17 protein-coding genes are annotated in these 18,939 nt (G+C 41.9%); 13 read left to right on the top strand and 4 right to left on the bottom strand.

Features of this window, described 5'->3' with window-relative positions:
- Positions 1-44 precede the first annotated feature (44 nt).
- The 4 genes from FTU13_RS04660 to FTU13_RS04645 all read left to right on the top strand — a co-directional run bounded on the left by FTU13_RS04660 (position 45) and on the right by FTU13_RS04645 (position 6,365).
- Positions 45-689, top strand: coding sequence for a trimeric intracellular cation channel family protein (locus FTU13_RS04660; RefSeq protein ID WP_078189475.1), 645 nt, complete (start codon positions 45-47; stop codon positions 687-689).
- Between the two features lie 144 nt (positions 690-833).
- Positions 834-2,153: an MFS transporter gene (locus tag FTU13_RS04655; RefSeq protein ID WP_168378243.1), complete on the top strand. Its 1,320-nt coding sequence runs from the start codon at positions 834-836 to the stop codon at positions 2,151-2,153.
- Between the two features lie 163 nt (positions 2,154-2,316).
- Entirely contained in the window at positions 2,317-4,536 is a 2,220-nt protein-coding gene (gene parC / locus FTU13_RS04650; protein ID WP_180105627.1) for a DNA topoisomerase IV subunit A, read from the top strand.
- Positions 4,537-4,685: 149 nt separating this feature from the next.
- Positions 4,686-6,365, top strand: a complete 1,680-nt coding sequence (locus FTU13_RS04645) for a long-chain-fatty-acid--CoA ligase (RefSeq protein WP_078189472.1) — start codon at positions 4,686-4,688, stop codon at positions 6,363-6,365.
- A 58-nt stretch (positions 6,366-6,423) separates the two neighbouring features.
- Here the strand turns inward: FTU13_RS04645 and FTU13_RS04640 are convergent, their stop codons facing one another.
- Positions 6,424-6,813, bottom strand: a complete 390-nt coding sequence (locus FTU13_RS04640) for a hypothetical protein (protein WP_078189471.1) — start codon at positions 6,811-6,813, stop codon at positions 6,424-6,426.
- A 108-nt stretch (positions 6,814-6,921) separates the two neighbouring features.
- Here FTU13_RS04640 and FTU13_RS04635 point away from each other — a divergent pair, with 108 nt between their 5' ends.
- Complete coding sequence (locus tag FTU13_RS04635) at positions 6,922-7,320, top strand: MAPEG family protein (protein ID WP_078189470.1); 399 nt, start codon at positions 6,922-6,924, stop codon at positions 7,318-7,320.
- 115 nt (positions 7,321-7,435) lie between these two features.
- Positions 7,436-7,972 carry an inorganic diphosphatase gene (ppa, locus tag FTU13_RS04630; RefSeq protein WP_078189469.1) on the top strand — a complete coding sequence of 179 codons (537 nt, stop codon included), beginning with the start codon at positions 7,436-7,438 and terminating at the stop codon, positions 7,970-7,972.
- A 103-nt stretch (positions 7,973-8,075) separates the two neighbouring features.
- Here ppa and FTU13_RS04625 read toward each other — a convergent pair whose 3' ends face one another.
- The gene (locus FTU13_RS04625; RefSeq protein ID WP_180102294.1) at positions 8,076-9,368 is read right to left on the bottom strand and encodes an OprD family outer membrane porin; all 1,293 of its coding nucleotides are present in this window, start codon (positions 9,366-9,368) and stop codon (positions 8,076-8,078) included.
- Positions 9,369-10,083: 715 nt separating this feature from the next.
- Here FTU13_RS04625 and FTU13_RS04620 point away from each other — a divergent pair.
- Entirely contained in the window at positions 10,084-10,860 is a 777-nt protein-coding gene (locus FTU13_RS04620) for a TorF family putative porin (protein ID WP_180127002.1), read from the top strand.
- A gap of 396 nt (positions 10,861-11,256) precedes the next feature.
- Positions 11,257-11,988: a TorF family putative porin gene (locus FTU13_RS04615; RefSeq protein ID WP_180127000.1), complete on the top strand. Its 732-nt coding sequence runs from the start codon at positions 11,257-11,259 to the stop codon at positions 11,986-11,988.
- A gap of 43 nt (positions 11,989-12,031) precedes the next feature.
- Here FTU13_RS04615 and FTU13_RS04610 read toward each other — a convergent pair whose 3' ends face one another.
- Both FTU13_RS04610 and FTU13_RS04605 read right to left on the bottom strand, forming a co-directional pair.
- The gene (locus FTU13_RS04610) at positions 12,032-13,522 is read right to left on the bottom strand and encodes a YifB family Mg chelatase-like AAA ATPase (RefSeq protein ID WP_180161098.1); all 1,491 of its coding nucleotides are present in this window, start codon (positions 13,520-13,522) and stop codon (positions 12,032-12,034) included.
- 66 nt (positions 13,523-13,588) lie between these two features.
- On the bottom strand, positions 13,589-13,816 hold the full coding sequence (locus tag FTU13_RS04605; protein ID WP_078189551.1) for an accessory factor UbiK family protein: 228 nt from the start codon (positions 13,814-13,816) through the stop codon (positions 13,589-13,591).
- A 278-nt stretch (positions 13,817-14,094) separates the two neighbouring features.
- Here FTU13_RS04605 and glnK point away from each other — a divergent pair, with 278 nt between their 5' ends.
- From glnK to FTU13_RS04580, 5 genes are all read left to right on the top strand, one after another.
- Positions 14,095-14,433 (top strand): P-II family nitrogen regulator, encoded by a 339-nt coding sequence (gene glnK / locus FTU13_RS04600; RefSeq protein ID WP_067763174.1) that lies wholly within the window; start codon positions 14,095-14,097, stop codon positions 14,431-14,433.
- A gap of 61 nt (positions 14,434-14,494) precedes the next feature.
- Positions 14,495-15,886, top strand: coding sequence for an ammonium transporter (locus FTU13_RS04595; RefSeq protein WP_078189464.1), 1,392 nt, complete (start codon positions 14,495-14,497; stop codon positions 15,884-15,886).
- 138 nt (positions 15,887-16,024) lie between these two features.
- Complete coding sequence (gene nrdR, locus FTU13_RS04590) at positions 16,025-16,483, top strand: transcriptional regulator NrdR (protein ID WP_067763170.1); 459 nt, start codon at positions 16,025-16,027, stop codon at positions 16,481-16,483.
- Between the two features lie 36 nt (positions 16,484-16,519).
- A complete protein-coding gene (gene ribD / locus FTU13_RS04585; RefSeq protein ID WP_180126991.1) occupies positions 16,520-17,623 on the top strand; it encodes a bifunctional diaminohydroxyphosphoribosylaminopyrimidine deaminase/5-amino-6-(5-phosphoribosylamino)uracil reductase RibD in 1,104 nt (367 codons plus the stop codon).
- Positions 17,620-18,912, top strand: coding sequence for a DNA adenine methylase (locus tag FTU13_RS04580; RefSeq protein WP_078189462.1), 1,293 nt, complete (start codon positions 17,620-17,622; stop codon positions 18,910-18,912). Before ribD ends, FTU13_RS04580 begins: the two co-directional genes overlap by 4 nt.
- Positions 18,913-18,939: the final 27 nt, after the last annotated feature.

Genomic DNA, 18,939 nt, shown 5'->3' with positions numbered 1-18,939 from the left:
AGCTTAGAATAGCGCGCATCTCAACCCTCAGTGGAAGAAGGGCGATGTTACTTACCGTTATTTATATTATCGCAATCACGGCAGAAGCAATGACAGGTGCATTGTCTGCGGGTCGGCGGAGTATGGACTGGTTTGGGGTAACATTGATTGCCTGTGTCACGGCACTGGGGGGCGGTTCGGTTCGTGATGTGCTTCTTGGGCACTATCCACTGACGTGGGTTAAGCATCCCGAATATCTCATGCTGACCTGCTTTGCTGCATTCGTCACCATCCTGATTGCAAAGTGGATGCGTCATCTGCGTAATATCTTCTTGGTTCTCGATGCCCTAGGTCTTATTGGTTTTACCATCATTGGCTGTCAAATCGCTTTAGAAATGGGACATGGTTTTGTGGTTTCTGCGGTAGCAGGGGTACTAACGGGCGTCTCTGGCGGTATTTTACGAGACATCCTGTGTAACGATGTCCCACTGGTGTTCCGTCGTGAACTTTATGCCAGTATTTCTTTTGTGTCCGTGATTTGTTATTGGCTCTGCATTGAGATTGGCTTATCGCTAGAATTGACCGTCATTGCGACGCTCATTTTCGGTTTCACCTTACGTCTGATCGCCATTTACTTTGGCTTAGAAATGCCTAAATTTATTTATAAAGATGATGATGATCAGTCAGTATCTTCAAAAGATTTGTCATAGCCGCGTTGCTATAACATCACATTAAAATGCTAAAAAGACGGATCAATGGTCGGTCTTTTGCATGGATCTATACTAAAAAACGCAAAATCATACATCCTGTTGGGAAAGCAGTGTTCATCCTTCCACCAGTTCAGAGATCTTGTTATGGACTTAGTCTCACGTATACAACGCTTACCCATCGGTAAGTTTCACTACACTTTACTTTGGGTTATTGGCCTTGGCTGGATGTTTGATGCCATGGATACGGGACTCATTTCCTTCATCTTAGCGAAAATGGCTGAAGATTGGGCCATGACGCCAAATGATAAAAGTTGGGTGGTCTCGATTGGTTTTGTTGGGATGGCGATTGGTGCGGTGTTTTCTGGTGGATTGGCCGATCGCTTCGGCCGAAAAACAGTCTTTGCATGGACATTGGTGATTTATAGCTTAGCCACCGCTGCATGTGCATTTGCACCTAATCTGACTTGGTTGTTGGTATTTCGTTTTATTGTCGGCCTAGGTTTAGGTGGACAACTCCCAGTCGCGGTGACTTTGGTCAGTGAATATATTCCAGCGCATGTACGTGGACGTTTTATTGTCTTACTGGAAAGTTTTTGGGGACTGGGCTGGTTGGTTGCTGCATTGGTCTCACGCTTTATTATTCCTGATTTTGGTTGGCATGCAGCGTTCCTGATTGGCGGTATTCCTGCGTTATATGCGATTGTGATTTGGAAAATGGTGCCCGAATCGGTGCCTTATTTAATTAACCGTGGACGTTTTGATGAAGCACACGCATTGGTGAAAAAGATTGAAGCCAAATGTGGTGTGCAAGTTGTTGAAATTTTTGAGGTCAAACCGGTTGCAGAAAAGCACAACATCAGTTTTTCACAGCTTTGGTCAGGCATTTTTGCACGTCGTACTTTAATGCTTTGGCTCATTTGGTTCGGTATCGTTTTTTCTTACTACGGTATTTTTACGTGGTTACCAAGTTTATTGGTCAAAGAAGGCTACACCATTGTTCAATCCTTTGAATATGTCTTGGTCATGATTTTGGCACAATTGCCGGGTTATATTGCAGCGGCATGGTTGGTCGAAAAATTGGGTCGTAAAGCTACTTTGGCGGGCTTCATTGGGATGTGTGCCATTTCGGCATATTTCTTCGGTCAGTCTGGCAGTGTGACAGAGATTGTGATTTGGGGCTGTTTAATGTCTTTCTTTAATCTCGGTGCTTGGGGCGTACTTTATACCTATACACCAGAACAATATCCGGCCAATATTCGTGCCTTTGGTTCGGGCTGGGCGGGTGCCATTGGTCGGATTGGGGGCATTGCAGCACCTTTTGCCGTGACACATATGATGGATATGGATCATGGTTTTAGCTATGTCTTTATGATGTTTACAGCAGTCTTAATTGCAGTTGCCGTGGTGATTTTGGTTTTAGGTGAAGAAACTAAGGGCAAAACTTTAGAATCCATCGGTCTATAAAGACTGTTGAATTTTTAGTTGATCATGGTGAATAAAATGGATATTTTTACGCCATAAGACACAATTTGTCGCAGAGTGTTAGATCATCCCCTTGTATAGGGGACACCTGCGACATAGCATAAGAACCCAATAAAGAACGAACAATTTAGGATTACAGGTTGTTATGACAAGCCTTGCGCATCATGCGACAGAAAACCGTTCCGTAGCAGAATTTACCGAACAAGCATATCTCAACTACGCCATGTACGTGATTATGGATCGTGCATTGCCACATATCAGTGATGGTCTAAAACCCGTTCAGCGTCGTATCGTCTATGCGATGAGCGAGCTCGGGTTAAAGCCAACGGGTAAGCCAAAAAAATCTGCACGTACGGTTGGTGATGTACTGGGTAAATACCATCCTCACGGTGACTTAGCTTGTTATGAAGCCATGGTCCTCATGGCGCAGCCGTTTAGTTATCGCTATCCATTTATTGAAGGTCAGGGAAACTGGGGCTCACCAGATGATCCGAAATCCTTTGCAGCGATGCGTTATACCGAAGCAAAACTGTCTGCTTATAGTGATTTATTATTGTCTGAGTTAGGACAAGGAACCTGTGATTGGCAGGATAACTTTGATGGTTCGATGAAAGAGCCAGTGAATTTACCGGCACGTGTTCCAAATATTTTACTCAACGGTACAACGGGTATTGCTGTGGGTATGGCAACGGATATTCCACCGCATAACTTACGTGAAGTGGTGAAGGGCACCATCGCCTTAATTCGCAATCCAAACTTAACCGATGAGAAAGTCGCAGAATATATTCCTGCACCTGATTTGCCGACACGTGCGGAAATTATTACCTCTCCAGAAGAATTACTCAAAATACAAACCACAGGTCGCGGTAGTTATCGAACTCGTGCGGTGTACAGTATTGAGAAAAATGAAATCGTGATTACGGAGCTGCCGTATCAGGTTTCAGGCTCAAAAGTGATCACGCAGATTGCAGATCAAATGCAGGCGAAGAAGTTGCCATTGGTCACGGACTTACGTGATGAGTCAGATCATAAAAACCCAACACGTTTAGTGATTGTCCTGCGCTCAAACCGTATTGATGCTGAATCGGTGATGAGCCATCTATTTGCAACCACCGACTTAGAGTCGAGCTATCGTGTCAATATGAACATGATTGGCGCAGACGGTCGTCCGCAAGTGAAATCGATACGCCGTATTTTGTTGGAATGGATTGAAATCCGTAAAAATACCGTAACACGTCGTTTGACTTATCATCTGAATAAAATTGAAAAACGATTACATATACTTGCAGGCTTGATCATTGCTTATCTGAATATTGATGAAGTGATTCGTATTATTCGAGAAGAAGATCAGCCTAAACCGGTGTTGATGACGCATTTTAATATCGATGAAATTCAAGCCGAAGCGATTTTAGAACTTAAGTTACGTCATTTGGCAAAACTTGAAGAAATGGAAATGCGCCGTGAACAAGAAGAATTGGAAGCCAAAGCAGCCATTATTCGTGAACAATTGGCGAACCCTGAATCATTAAAAGCATTGATCATTAATGAACTTAAAGAAGATGCGAAGAAATTTGGTGATGACCGCCGTTCTCCAATTGTGAAACGTGCAGAAGCCCATGCGATTAATGAACAAGATATGCTTCCTGCAGATCCTGTGACTGTGGTGTTGTCTGAAGCGGGTTGGATTCGCTCGGCGAAAGGTCATGAAGTCGATGCTGAGAACTTAAATTTCCGTGCAGGTGACCAATATCTCAGCCATGCGCAAGGTAAATCAAATCAACGCGTTTATGTCTTAGATGATGCCGGTCGTAGCTATGCTTTGGGCATCAATACTTTACCATCCGCGCGTGGTTTAGGTGAGCCTCTGAGTTCTAAACTTGCACCTGCAAGTGGTGTCGGCTTTAAACAAGTATTTATTGCTGAAGATGAAACAGAAGTCTTGGCGATGAGTAGTAAAGGCTATGGCTTTAAAACCCAAGCCAAAAACCTCGATACCAATGCAAAAGCAGGTAAAGCCTTCCTTACCTTATCTGAAGGCGCGGCGGTCATGAATTTAACGGCGATTGAGAATGCAACACATCTTGCACTCCTCAGTTCTGCAGGGCGTTTGCTGTTGGTTGAACTTGATGAATTACCAGTATTGAATAAGGGTAAAGGTAATAAATTGATACAACTTGAAGCAAAAGATCAAATAGTATCCATGACAACTTTGAATTTAGATGAAATAATTCAAGTGCTTGCAGGAAATCAACAATTAAAGCTTAAAGGCGACGATCTGCAAAAATATGTGGGTAAGCGTGCATCGAAAGGCGTGTTGTTACCACGTGGATATCAAAAAGCAAATAAACTGTTCATTCAAAGATAATACTAGCATCCATGGAACGAAATACGTTATATATGCTGTTATTCGTGAAATGGATGCAATATTAAGCACAAACAAGTTAAATAATGACCGCTTAATATTGAAAAAAAACAGTTGGATTATTAAGGATTACGACAGGAGAATTGGGCGTTATGGAAAAGATTTGGTTCGCTGAATACCAAAAGACAGGGATTCCAGAAACTGTAGAATTACCCGCAGAAAATACCTCATTGGTCGATATTTTTGAGCGTAATTTTCAGAAGTTTGGCTCAAGAGATGCCTTTATCTTCATGGATAAAGTCTTAACTTTTAAAGAACTTGATGAAGCTAGCCGTAAATTTGCAACTTATTTGCAAAGCTTAGGTTTGGCACAAGGTTCACGCGTTGCAGTTATGATGCCGAACGTTCTTCAATATCCTGTTGTCGCATTGGGTGTATTCCGCGCTGGCCTGGTATTGGTCAACGTGAATCCACTGTATACCTCTCGTGAACTTGAGCATCAATTGAATGACTCTGGTTCAGAGGCATTGGTTATCATTGAAAACTTTGCATCTGTTTACCAAGCGATTATTGGTAAAACCCCAGTAAAACATGTGATCGTGGCATCTGTGGGTGACATGCTCGGTACACTGAAAGGTACATTGGTTAACTTTGTATTACGTTCAGTGCGTAAACAAATTCCAGCTTGGAACATCCCAGGTCATATTCGCTTTAATGCAGCAATGTCTAAAGTGAGTGCAAACAATTACAAACGTCCAAACCTAACTTTAAGTGATACTGCAGTACTTCAGTATACTGGTGGTACAACTGGCGTATCTAAAGGCGCAGAATTGACACATCGTAACCTTGTGTCAAACATGTTGCAGTGTGATGGTATTTTCCAAAGTAAATTTGGTCAGCAAGATGGTCAGCCAGATGATCGTATCTTCTGTGCATTACCGCTGTATCACATCTTTGCATTTATGGTGTGTGCACTTTACGGTATGTACAAAGGTCAGGCAAACGTATTGATTCCTAACCCGCGTGATCTACCTGCGGTAATGAAAGAATTACGTAAATACCAACCTTCATTCTTCCCAGCAGTGAATACATTATTCAACGCTTTGGTGAACAATGAAGAGTTCAAGCAACTTGATCACAGCAAGCTAAAAATGGCGATGGGTGGTGGTATGGCAGTACTTCCTTCGACTGCAGAAGCGTGGAAGAAAGTTACCGGTACCAATATCATCGAAGGTTATGGTTTATCAGAAACTTCACCTGTTGCAACCGCAAACCCTCCAGCGTCTATGGAATTCAGCGGTACAATTGGTATTCCATTGCCACTGACTGAAGTTGCTATTTTAGATGATGATGGCAATGAAGTTGCTCAAGGTGAGCAAGGTGAAATTTCGATTCGTGGTCCTCAAGTCATGAAAGGCTATTGGAACCGTCCAGATGAAACTGCCAAAGTAATGACGGCGGACGGTTTCTTCCGTACAGGTGACATTGGTGTCATGGATCCACGTGGTTATGTGAAGATTGTAGACCGTAAAAAAGACATGATTTTGGTATCGGGTTTCAACGTTTATCCTTCTGAAATTGAAGAAGTTGTTGCAAAACATCCAAAAGTGCTAGAAGTTGCTGCGATTGGTGTTCCTGATGAAAAATCAGGTGAAGTACCTAAATTATTCGTTGTGAAAAAAGATCCATCTTTAACGACTGAAGAAGTTTTGGCATTCGCAAAAGAAAACTTAACTGGCTATAAACGCCCACGTTATGTTGAATTTATGGATGAATTACCAAAATCGAATGTTGGTAAGATTCTACGTAAAGATTTGCGTAAAACAGCATAATATAATGCATAAAAAAAGCGCCTTCGGGCGCTTTTTTTATCGCTCTTAATTTAGATCATTAAAGCTTGCCTTTATTCATCGACCAGCGATCAAAGTAGCGACGTCCTACTCCAAAAACACCTAAGAAGATAAACATCGCGCCGAACTGACGACTAAAGCCAGATTGGTTATAGCTGCCATAGGTTAAAATATTGTCGACTAAACAATATAGTGCAATGACAATGACCCAATGCCAAAGGGGAAGTTGCTTGATGGAAACTGCATAGAATGCAATCCACATTATGACAAAGCTGAAAACAGTCGACCATACATTTAAGTTGGCACAGATCACAGCAAGTAAAAATGCAGTCACAGGAATGACAATTTTTAAAACACGATCGACGCGAAGCTGATGGCGTTTTTGCTCTTCAAGAACTTCAAATAATTGATCTTGATCAGAAGTACTCATAGAGGATCCTTTCATCTGCCGATTATAAAAACACTATATTTAACAAAAATTATTCACGAAATGCCATGGTATTATAGCAGCCATAAAAATCTTCCTGAGAAAAAACACATGCACAGCATCAGTGGGATCATCTATCTCATTTTGGCCGCTTGTTTACTGCCATATGTATTTACATTTATTGCGAAGCGAGCTGCAGGTTTTAAGTCGAGTGATAATCAAAATCCACGTGAAGTTTTAGCGCGCTCTACAGGGTTGGCGAGCCGCGCACATGCAGTGCAGCAAAATAGTTTTGAAAGTTTACCTTTATTTATTGCGGCTATATTAATGGCTGAATATATGGTGATTCATCAACAATACATCATGACCTTTGGGATTGCCTATCTCGTTTTACGCGTCATTTATGGGCTATGTTATTTAGCCAATTGGGCAACTTTACGTTCAATCATTTGGACCTTGTCGATGTTATGCCCGATTTGCCTGATGTTATTGGTTATTAAATTAAGCTAAATGTTCTGCTTGATGATTAAATTATCAGCATGATCGCTAAAATCACAAAAAAAGCGATAAAACCGTTATAATTGTGCCGGATTAAAAGATTTAACTTTGTTTAAAGAGTGATGCTATGAGCTACAGCAATATCCCAGCGGGTAAAGATGCACCAAACGACATCTATGTCATTATTGAAATTCCTGCAAATGCAGCACCAATCAAATACGAAATCGATAAAGATTCTGATGCGTTATTTGTAGACCGTTTCATGGGTACTGCAATGTTCTACCCAGCGAACTATGGTTATGTTCCAAATACATTATCTTTGGATGGTGACCCACTAGACGTACTTGTGGTAACTCCACATCCAGTAGAACCAGGTTCTGTAATTCGTTGCCGTCCTGTTGGTAAATTGAACATGGAAGATGACGGTGGTGTTGACGCAAAACTCGTTGCGGTTCCACACGACAAATTGACTCCGCTTTATAAAGATGTTCAAGAATATACAGATCTTCCTGCGTTATTGATCAATCAAATTGAACATTTCTTCCAACACTACAAAGACTTAGAGCCTGGTAAATGGGTTAAGTTAAGTGGTTGGGAAGGTGCTGATGTTGCTAAACAAGAAGTACTTAGCTCAATTGAAGCTTACAAAGCTGCGAACAAATAATATTGTTTTAAGCTGAGCATCGTTTTTATATAAAAACGATGCTCATAAAAAAACCTGCACAGTGTGCAGGTTTTTTTTTCGCTATCTTAGAGGAGCTGTGAAATTAAAATAATTTCACAGGGATGTCTAAGAATAAACGCCATTCGTTTGTATCGCCGATATAAGCATTTGTTTGGTAATCATCGCTAGCACGGTAGTATGAGTGACGAACACGTAAGCTTGCATCTTTGGCAAAACCAGATTGAACAGTATATTTCACTTGGTTAAAGAATTCGCGTTCTTGTGCATCGTCAGTTAAGCCAGCAACTTTGATGTCCCAGCCATATACAAATGCAGTTGTCCAAGTTAAACCAGGAACATTCATACCCGCAAAGTTATATGTGTATTGAACCTGAGCAGATTTTTCATCATTACCGATGAAGTCAGATAGATAAGAGTTTGGTAGGTAGATACTTTGACCGCCATCAGCATTTTCGCCATAGTCATAACCAGTGTTGCCACTGTTTTGTTGGTAAGCCAACATTACGTTATGGTTACCCGTGTTATACGTACCTGAAACCGCCCAAATCGAGTTTTGACGATCTGAGTCATCTGCAAGGATTTGTGAATAAGTACTACCTTCTTTGTCCCATTCAGTATGGTAACCACTAAAGTCAAAAGTTAATGTATCTTTGTTTGCTAATGGATAGGTATAGTTCACATTTGCATAATGGCGCTCAAGCGCTTCTTTGCTGTCTAAACCGTAGTATGACGCATTAAGCTGATCATTAAATTTGTATTTAGCACCCCAAACAATTGCGCGGTCTAATTTACGACCATCAGTATCAATTTGATCTGAGTATTGGTTTTTAGTGAATTTACCAGCTGTCAGTTCTAAGCCATTAATTTCACGGCTTGTTGCTAACACACCTTCAAAATATTCAGGAACCAAACGAGCTGTGTTACTTGCAAGTACAGGTAGATCTAGAACTTGAGTACCATAAGTCACAGTTGTATTTGAAATACGTGCTTTTACGTTCGCGCCACCACGAGCCCAATGATCATAAGTATCACCAGAGTTTTCTTTGCCATTCAACGTTTCACGAGGAATCATGTTGTTGCCGGCATTGTTGTTGTCACCGATTTTAAATGAACCATCACCAACAACACCTACACCAAAGCCAACAACACCTTGAGTGAAGCCTGAATCTAATTTCACAATCGCAGTTTGTGCCAGTGAGCTAGTGTCATCTACACCATTTTTCTTATCGCGCTTAATGTAACCTGTACGGAACAATACAGAGCCTTCGGCATCTTCCACAAAGCCTTTAGATTCACTTTGTTCGCTAGCAAAAGCAGTAGAAATAAGAGCAGCGTTTACTAAGACTGCAAGTGTTAGTTGTTGAGCTTTAAGCATTGGGAGAGAGCCTCATGCAAATTTGGTTAATATGTAGTGCGATTGTATATTTTTTCTTAAAAAAATCACTATTTTTAATGCGCTTATTACACTAAAGTTAGAAAATGGCCAGATCATTGGTCAATCTGTAATAAGCAAATGTTTCGTATGTTATTGTTGTTTAACAAATAGTTTATTTAAATTGAATATATATTAATCTAAAGAGAAGTTTATTCATTGCTTATCATAAAAAAATATAAAAAATGGTAAAAACTTTCATTTAACTTGCTGATTTATCATTACTCTTTGCGACAAATTGTACTGAATTTAAATTCGTATTTTGATCAAAAAGTATATCAATGGTTGAGGTGCATGGCATCTATGTTCAGGCAAAGTAAGCACTGTTGGCGTGTTTTTTGTAAATAGAGAATGACTTTTAGCGAAGTCGTCAGAAATGTTTTCCTTAAAATCTAGCTCAATAAAAGATGATAATAATCTTGATAAATACATATTAATGAAAGCATTAAATCATTGTTAAAGACTTGAACGCTATAAAAGATATTTTATGAATCAAAAGCTTAGTTTTTACTGTTTTATATAATCTTAGCTTTGTTTTTAAATGATTTAATTGATCAAAATAAGAAAAAAGGTGCTATACAGTGCGGTAAAATCGATTAAAATCGGCGCTAAATTTTACTCAACCCAATCCACGATCGATCCGATGTGGGGACTAAACATGATTCAATTTTATAAAAAAGCAATTTTAAGTATTTTAGTGACCCTAGGTACAGCCCCTGCATTTGCAGAACAAACTGAACAAGTCACAACAGCACAAGGGAATTGGTCTGGAAGTTTGGGCGTGGTAAACAAATATGTGTACCGTGCGAGTGAAGAAAATGATCAAGCTGCATTACAAGCCGGACTGGAATATGCACACAACAGTGGGCTGTTCGCGGGCTATTGGGGTTCTACACTCAACTATGATCCTACGGACGACAGTCAGTCGCATGGTTTTGAACATGATTTCTATGTCGGATATGGACGTGAACTGAATGAAGATTGGAGCTATAAGTCACAAGTGATGGCTTATGTCTATCAAGGTGGAGGTTCTGTTTATAACGACGACCGATCTGAAAAGCGTCGCACGACAGGCGTCGAATTTATTCAGGACATAAGTTATAAAGATTTAACTGCAAGCATGGCTGTATTGTTGTCTGATGTTAATTATGGCAACGCAGGCGATGTATATCTGAATGCTGCTTATAGCTATGCATTACCTTATGATGTTTCATTAAATTCATCGCTTGGTGTTTCTGTTTTTAATGACAGTCGTGATGACAGCCTATTAACAACCACAGAAGATGTGGTGTTCACTGAAGCACGTTTGGGCTTGAGTAAACCGATTGCAGATACTGGATTTGAAATTGCTGCTGACTATGTATGGGGCGGTAAAGATCGTGAAGGCGAGCAATTAGACGATAACGTTGTAGTTGGATTGACCTATTCTTTCTAACATTAACGAGTTGACTGTATTTGGTCATATTCTTGAAAGTGCATAATGGTGATTGTGCACTTTTTTTATGCATTTTTGAGATCGGTGTTGAAAAAATTTACTCAAAAAAGCGCATTTTTAAAATCCTGTTACAACTATCAACCTGAAGATTTAAATAATCTAAATAGATGAAAATCTGCATTCTAAAATAAATTAAAGAGAAAAAAGGCCAAATAGGATAATTAAAAAATAATAAATAAAAACAGTAATATATTGGTTTTTTATAAACCAAAATGGTGACTTTTATAAAAAAAATATGCGCTTATTTTTAAACATGGCACAGCGCTTGCTAATACCTCATTGAGTTCAATGAAATAACCAAAAAATACGTCGTCGCACGATGTGGGGGAACAAACCATGAAATTTGCACTTAAAGCTTTATCAATCGCTGTACTAGGAACAGCATCGATGTTTACTTTTGCTGAAGCACCTGCTTCTGAGCATTCTGTATCCGGAAATATCGGCGTACTGTCTAGCTATAATTTACGTGGTATTACCAATGTGCCTGAAAATAGCGGCGCAACTATTCAAGGTGGTTTGGACTATAGCCATGCGTCAGGCTTCTATGCAGGTTACTGGGGTTCAACCTTAGATTATGCACTTGGTGAAGAAGGGCGTGATTCTTTTGAACATGACTTTTATGCAGGTTATAACGGCAAAATTACTGAAGATTTAGGTTATACCGTCGGTGGTACGTATTATTACTACTATGAATCGGATGTTGATTCCGATGGTTTCGAAACTCTCTTAGGATTGAACTACAAAGACTTTAGCGTAACTGCGCAAACCTTAACTCAAAATACGACTTGGGGTAACAAGGGCGATACGTATATCTTAGGTAGCTACAGTTATGCATTGCCAAAAGATTTCACCCTAAATACTTCATTGGGCCTATATGCATATGGTGATGATGACGAATTTGTAGAAACCACTGAAGACTTTGGCTTCCGTCATTTTACAGCAGGTTTAAGCCATCCATTGGGTGACACTGGTGCGAGCGTAAATATGGATTATATCGTGGGTGGTTATGACCGTCTGGATGAAAAACAAAAGAATAAAGTCGTATTTGGCTTGAAATACGAATTCTAATTTTAAAAAGCATTAAAAATGGCGACCTAGGGTCGCCATTTTTTTAAGCATTGAGTTGGCTTCGATAGGACAGCGCTTCAGAAATGTGTTGAGCTTGAATGTGTTCACTTTGAGCTAAGTCGGCAATGGTTCTTGCAACACGTAACACCCGATGATAAGCACGAGCAGATAAATTCATTCGCTGCTGGGCTAACTGTAAAATATTCTGCGCAGTAGCATCCAAAACCGCTTGTTGCTCCAATTGCGTCGGCGTCAGTGCCATATTGGATTTTTGCTGACGTTCTATTTGTAACTCATAGGCACGAATGACACGATGCCTAACCGTACTTGAGCTTTCAACCTCTTGCGAACTTTGTAATTCATGCGCTGCCAGTGGCGGGACATCTATATGTAAATCAATACGATCTAATAATGGACCTGAAATACGGTTTTGATAGCGTTTAATACTTTCAGCACTACATTGACAGCGGCTGTCTTGGTTGAAGGCATAGCCACATGGGCAAGGATTCATCGCCGCAATTAGTTGAAAATTTGCAGGGAAGGTGATTTGACGAGAAGCCCGTGAAATCACAATTTCTTTGGATTCGAGTGGTTGCCGTAACACCTCCAAAACCTTTCGATCAAATTCAGGTAGCTCATCTAAAAATAAAACTCCTAAATGTGCCAAGGTGATTTCACCCGGTTTAGGATTTGATCCTCCACCGACGAGGGCAATCGCAGATGCGGTATGGTGTGGCGCACGAAATGGACGCTGCCCAAAATGATGATTTGCACCTGCAATAGAATAAATACTCGCGACTTGCAAATTTTCTTGCATATCTAAGGGGGGCAGAATACTGGGTAAACGCGAGGCGAGTAGCGTTTTGCCTGTGCCCGGTGGACCCCGAAATAGTAGAGAATGACCGCCAGCCGCTGCAATTTCTAAAGCACGACGTGGTCTGAGTTGACCTTTCACATCAGATAAATCAAAAGGGTAACTGTGTTGATTGGCTGACGATGTTGAAGGATGGCTACTGATTAAGGCCGAACGACTCAAATGTTCACATACATCCTTAAGATGCTGTGCAGGAAAAACTTGGAACTCCGGCAGTTGCGCCGCTTCATCGGCATTGAGTGCCGGTAGAATCAGATGATGCCCGATATGCTGACAGGCAATGGCTATGCTTAAGATGCCACTGACAGGTCGTAAATAACCATCAAGTGCCAATTCTCCAATAAATTCAAAGCCATCTGCTGCATTTTCAGGAAGTTGTCCCGACGCGATCAGAATCCCTAAAGCAATGGCGAGATCTAAACGTGAACCATCTTTGGGTAAATCTGCGGGTGCAAGATTAATGGTCAGACGTTTGGTCGGGAATTGAAAGCCGCTATTAATAATCGCAGAGCGGACACGGTCTTTACTTTCACGGACGGCGGCCTCAGGTAGGCCAACAATGGTCAATGAAGGCAGACCTTGGCTGACATGAACTTCAACTTCAATTTGGGGTGCATTTAAGCCGAGCAAACCCCGAGTATAGATTTTGGCAAAAGACATATTATTGTTCCGTTATGGTGCATTATTTTTAATCGTTATGCGTCTTTTGTTGCACTAAAAAGGTGCTTATTTTTTGTTCTGAATTTTTTGTTCGAGTTCTTCGACGTGTTTCAACAATTCATTTAAACGTAAATTGGCATTATTCAGTGCAGTACGTTGGCGTTCGATTTCTTCTTTAGATACGAGATCCATTTTGCTCACAGCTTCATTGAGTAAGCTGCGAAGATTGTGTTCGACGTCTTTTTTCGGCTGATCGATTTGTTCTAATATCGCTTGTAATAAGGTTTCAATCATTGTTGTAACCATCCTCAGTGAATTGGTTGCAGCAGTTTAACATCGCCACATTCATGACCATAGTGCTTTCATTTAAATATGCGTTTAATCGATCAGTTAAATCGTAATTCTTCTAGTAAAAACGTCTATTTTTATAAGCATACGCAAGATTATCCGTATAAAATAGGTTATAAAGAAATCTCATGCTGGGCTGACTATTTTCCCCCGACTGTAGTCATATTGGCATGAAAATTGAACATAAAACCTTACAGGTGAAATAAGCCGAAGGAAAACAAAACATGAAGCTCGTAACTGCAATTGTAAAACCTTTTAAATTAGATGACGTGCGTGAAGCACTCTCTGAAAATGGTGTTCAAGGGATCACTGTCACTGAAGTTAAAGGCTTCGGTCGCCAGAAAGGTCACACTGAACTTTATCGTGGTGCTGAATATGTGGTTGATTTCTTACCAAAAGTAAAAATCGAAATCGCAATCAGTGATGAAATGGTCGATACCGTAATTGAATCAATTACTCGTGTTGCAAGCACAGGAAAAATTGGCGACGGTAAAATTTTTGTAAGCAATCTGGAACAAGTCATCCGTATCCGTACTGGTGAAACAGGTGCAGATGCCGTTTAAAAAATTGGCATGAAGTTTGCTGAGTAGCTAATAACTCAGAAAATCAGGTCGGGGGATACGAATGAAAAAGATGCTAATTGCACTCGGCTTGTCCAGTGCACTTTTAGGTGGTTCTGTTGCGTGGGCTGAAGAAAGCGCAACAGCACCTACAGAAGAAGTCACAGTAGTTGATACTGCAAATACAACAACGCTAAATACAACAGAAGCTGCAGTTCCAGTTGAAGCAGCGCCAGCACCTGCAGAAGAAGAGCCTAAGCTCGATACAGGTGATACAGCATGGATTTTAGTGTCCACTGCACTTGTTTTACTCATGACAATTCCCGGTTTAGCATTATTTTACGGCGGTATGGTCCGTAAGAAAAATGTACTCAGCACCATGGCACACAGTTTCGTTGCGGCAGGTGTCGTGAGCTTAACGTGGGTGATTGTGGGTTATACCTTAGCATTTGGTGAAGGTAATGCCTTTATCGGTAGCTTAGACAAATTTATGTTATCGGGCATCACCACAGAAGCCTTGTCCGGTACGATTCCAGAGATTCTTTTTGTTATTTTCCAAATGACATTTGCCATCATTACCGTTGCCATTATTAGCGGTTCAATTGCAGAACGTATGAAATTCGGTGCTTTCGTTGCCTTCATCGCAATTTGGAGTGTCGTGGTTTATGCACCAATTACCCACTGGGTATGGGGCGGTGGTTGGTTAGGTAACGACGGTGCGCTTGATTTTGCGGGTGGTACGGTTGTTCACATCAACTCGGGTGTTGCGGGTCTCGTTGCAGCGTACATGCTTGGTAAACGTATGGGGCTTGGCCGTGAATCTATGGCGCCACATAACCTAACGCTAACTGTCATCGGTGCAAGCCTTGTATGGGTAGGTTGGTTCGGTTTCAACGGTGGTTCTGCACTGGGTGCAAATGGTTCAGCTGGTTATGCATTGGTGGTAACACAAGTTGCAGCAGCGGCAGCAGCAGTGGCATGGTTAATTACTGAAAAAGTGGTTCGTGGTAAAGCGTCTGTCTTGGGCGGTGCTTCTGGTGCGGTAGCTGGTCTTGTGGTGATTACACCTGCGGCAGGTTTCGTAACAGTTGGCGGCGCTCTAGCGATGGGTCTGATTGGTGGTGTGGTTTGCTTCTGGGGTATTACTGCGCTGAAACGTGCGTTGAAAGCGGATGATTCTTTGGATGCGTTTGGTTTACATGGTGTCGGTGGTATCGTGGGTGCGATCCTTACAGCATTCTTTGCCAGTGAATTCATCATGGGTGATAAAGCACCAAGCAACTTAATGCATCAATTATGGGTTCAAGTCGAAGGCGTACTAGCGACCATCGCTTACTCTGCAGTGATGACGTTCATTATCTTGAAAGTGATTGATCTGGTGATTGGCATCCGTGTTGAAGCTGATGACGAACGTATGGGTCTAGACTTAAGTCAACATGGTGAACGTGTAGAATAATAAGATTTCAGTAAATCAATATATTGTGTAAAACAGCCCAAAAGGGCTGTTTTTTTTCCATATCTAGCGTAAAGCTCTACAAATTTCAAAAATTTTGCTACACTCTAAATCCATTCGGATTTGTTCAATTTAACCGCTATGCATTGTCCATTTTGCAACGCTGAAGACAGTAAAGTGATTGACTCACGTCTTGCTGCTGAAGGCTGTCAGATACGCCGCCGCCGTGAATGTATTAGTTGCGGTGAACGTTTTACAACTTTTGAAAGCTATGAAGTGGTGATGCCGCGTGTCATCAAGTCTGATTCAAAGAGCGAACCTTTTGATGAGGCCAAGCTCCGCCGCTCGCTGATGCATGCCTTGCAAAAGCGTCCAGTAACGCAAGAGCAAATTGAAACGGTACTCAGTGATATTCAATTGCAAATTCGCCGTTTGGGTGAACGTGACGTGAAATCACGCACCATTGGTGAAATTGTTATGCAGTCTTTGTTTGCTTTAGATCATGTGGCTTATGTGCGTTTTGCTTCTGTGTATCAAGACTTCCAAGATGTAGAAGCTTTTCGTCGTCAAATTGAACAAATGCAGCAGCGTGAGCACTAATGCACATCTGCTTCCATTTTTATCATGAGTGATTACATGTCTGAGTTAGATCAAGTGACGTTGCAGCAGCATCAACAGTGGATGCGGCGTGCAATTGCATTGGCACAGCAGGGGCAATACAGCACGCGTCCTAACCCCAATGTAGGCTGTGTGATTGTCAAAGACGGTCAATTGGTTGGTGAAGGCTTTCATCCAAAAGCGGGTCAGCCGCATGCAGAAGTCTTTGCAATGCGTGATGCAGGTGAGGCCGCACGTGGCGCAACCGCTTATGTGACTTTAGAGCCATGCGCACACTATGGACGTACGCCACCTTGTGCCAAAGGCTTGGTAGAAGCAGGTGTTGCTCAAGTCATTGTGGCCTGTCCCGATCCCAATCCATTGGTTGCGGGTAAAGGTGTACAAATCCTACGTGATGCTGGCATTGAAGTGATTACGGGTATTTGTGAAGCAGAAGCGCATCAATTGAACTTGGGTTTTTTAAAAGCCATGGCGAGGGGCATGCCTTATGTCCGCCTCAAAGTCGCATCGAGCCTTGATGGGCGAACAGCCATGGCTTCAGGTGAGTCTAAGTGGATTACGGGTGCAATGGCGCGACAAGATGTACAGCATTGGCGTGCGATATCAGGTGCTGTGATTACTGGGATTGAAACAGTATTAGCCGATGATTGCTTACTCAACGTACGTCAGCTCGATGACGCTGTTGACATGCGTAACGTGGTTCAGCCGAAACGTATCGTGCTAGATCGTCAAGGCCGCTTGCCATTAAGCGCAAAAATATTGCAGCAACCTGAAACCGTGATGGTCATGGGGCCATATCGTCAGGAACTTGCTGACTTGGGCGTGATACAATTTGAAATTCAGCCTTTGGCCGATCTGTTAGCAGCATGCGTTCAACAGTTTCAAATTTATGATGTACTTGTGGAAGCGGGTGCGACACTTTCGACCGCTTTCTTACAAGAACATTTGATCGATGAAATGATCAGTTATGTTGCACCGACCTTGTTGGGTCAGTCAGCACGTGCGATGTTTAATGCGGAATTTGACCGCATGGCAGAGCAGCTTCGATTTAAGCTGAAAGATGTCACTCAATTGGGTGATGACATCCGCTTAAGGTTAATCCCTTCTCAAGAGACGCTATGAATTCAGAGTCTACGGTTTATCACAAACGTCGTCATGCGGCTCGTACCACAGACGAATATCTTTTCCATCAGTTGGTTCCTTATTTGGGAAACAAACGCCGTCTATTACATCTGATTTTAGAAGCACTTGAGCAAACGGGAACCTTAAAACGCGAAGATGGTCGTGCGCCGATATTTGCAGATTTTTTTGCAGGTTCGGGTGTGGTGTCACGGTTGGCACGTCAAAACGGCTATCGAGTTATTGCCAATGATTGGGAACCCTACAGCCATGCCTTGAACAGCGCGATTCTCTCTTGTGTTGAAGCACCAGCGTTTAAAGAGTTGGGTGGCTATCAGAAAGCGATTGATTATCTGAACCGTTTGCCAGAAGTGAAAGGTTGGGTGACCCATAACTTGTGTCCACGTAATGATGAAATCTACGATCCTGCACGTGACCGTTTATTCTTTAAACGTCGTAACGGTATGCGTATAGATGCGATTCGTCAGCAAATTGCAACTTGGCAAGCTCAAGGCGCGATTGATGATGTGGAAATGAGTGCTTTGTTAGCGCCGTTATTGTATTCAGCAAGTTTTGTCAGTAATACCAGCGGTGTATTTAAAAGCTTCCATCATGGTTGGGGCGGTAAAACCCAAGCGGCCTTGGATCGTATCGGTTCTTTGTTATGGCTGACCCCAAGTCGTTTTTGTGAAATTGGTGATCCGAAAAAACCCGCCGCTGAAATGTGGTGTGTCGACGCACAGCATTTGGCTAATCAAATGAGTGGCTTTGAAGTGGATGTGGCTTATCTCGATCCACCATATAACCAGCACGCTTACAGCAGTAACTACCATGTGTTGAATGCCTTAACGTTATGGGATCAGGTGGATTTACCAACACCAGACACCAAAGGCTTTAAGAGCGGAATCGACCGTGCATGGCGTAAAGAACGTCCAAGTCCGTATAATTCTTCGAAGCATGCGAAAGAAGCTTATGAAAAATTATTAGAAACCATCAATGCACGTTACATCCTGACGAGCTATTCAACCGATGGTAATATCAGCGCCACAGATTTGTTACAAGCCAATTTAAAACGTGGCCGAGTAAGCTTATTGACGCAAGATGTACCACGTTACCGCGTGAGTAAGCAGCGTCAGTCTGAACGTGCACGCGTACTAGAGTTTATTGTCATCACGGATACGCATGCCAAATCAGGTCCACCAATCCGTCAGTTGTTGAGTCAATTGCACCATTTTGCAGAATTAGGTGGTGTCGATACCTCTGGCGTGAGCACGCAACTTGATTTGTGGTAAAAATCATCGCCCCATATTTTTCAGGGA

It is taken from the genome of Acinetobacter sp. YH12064 (assembly GCF_013419735.1).
GTDB lineage: Bacteria > Pseudomonadota > Gammaproteobacteria > Pseudomonadales > Moraxellaceae > Acinetobacter > Acinetobacter amyesii.
The sequence above is the reverse complement of the archived record's forward strand: the minus strand, read 5'-3'. Positions and strand labels throughout refer to the sequence as shown.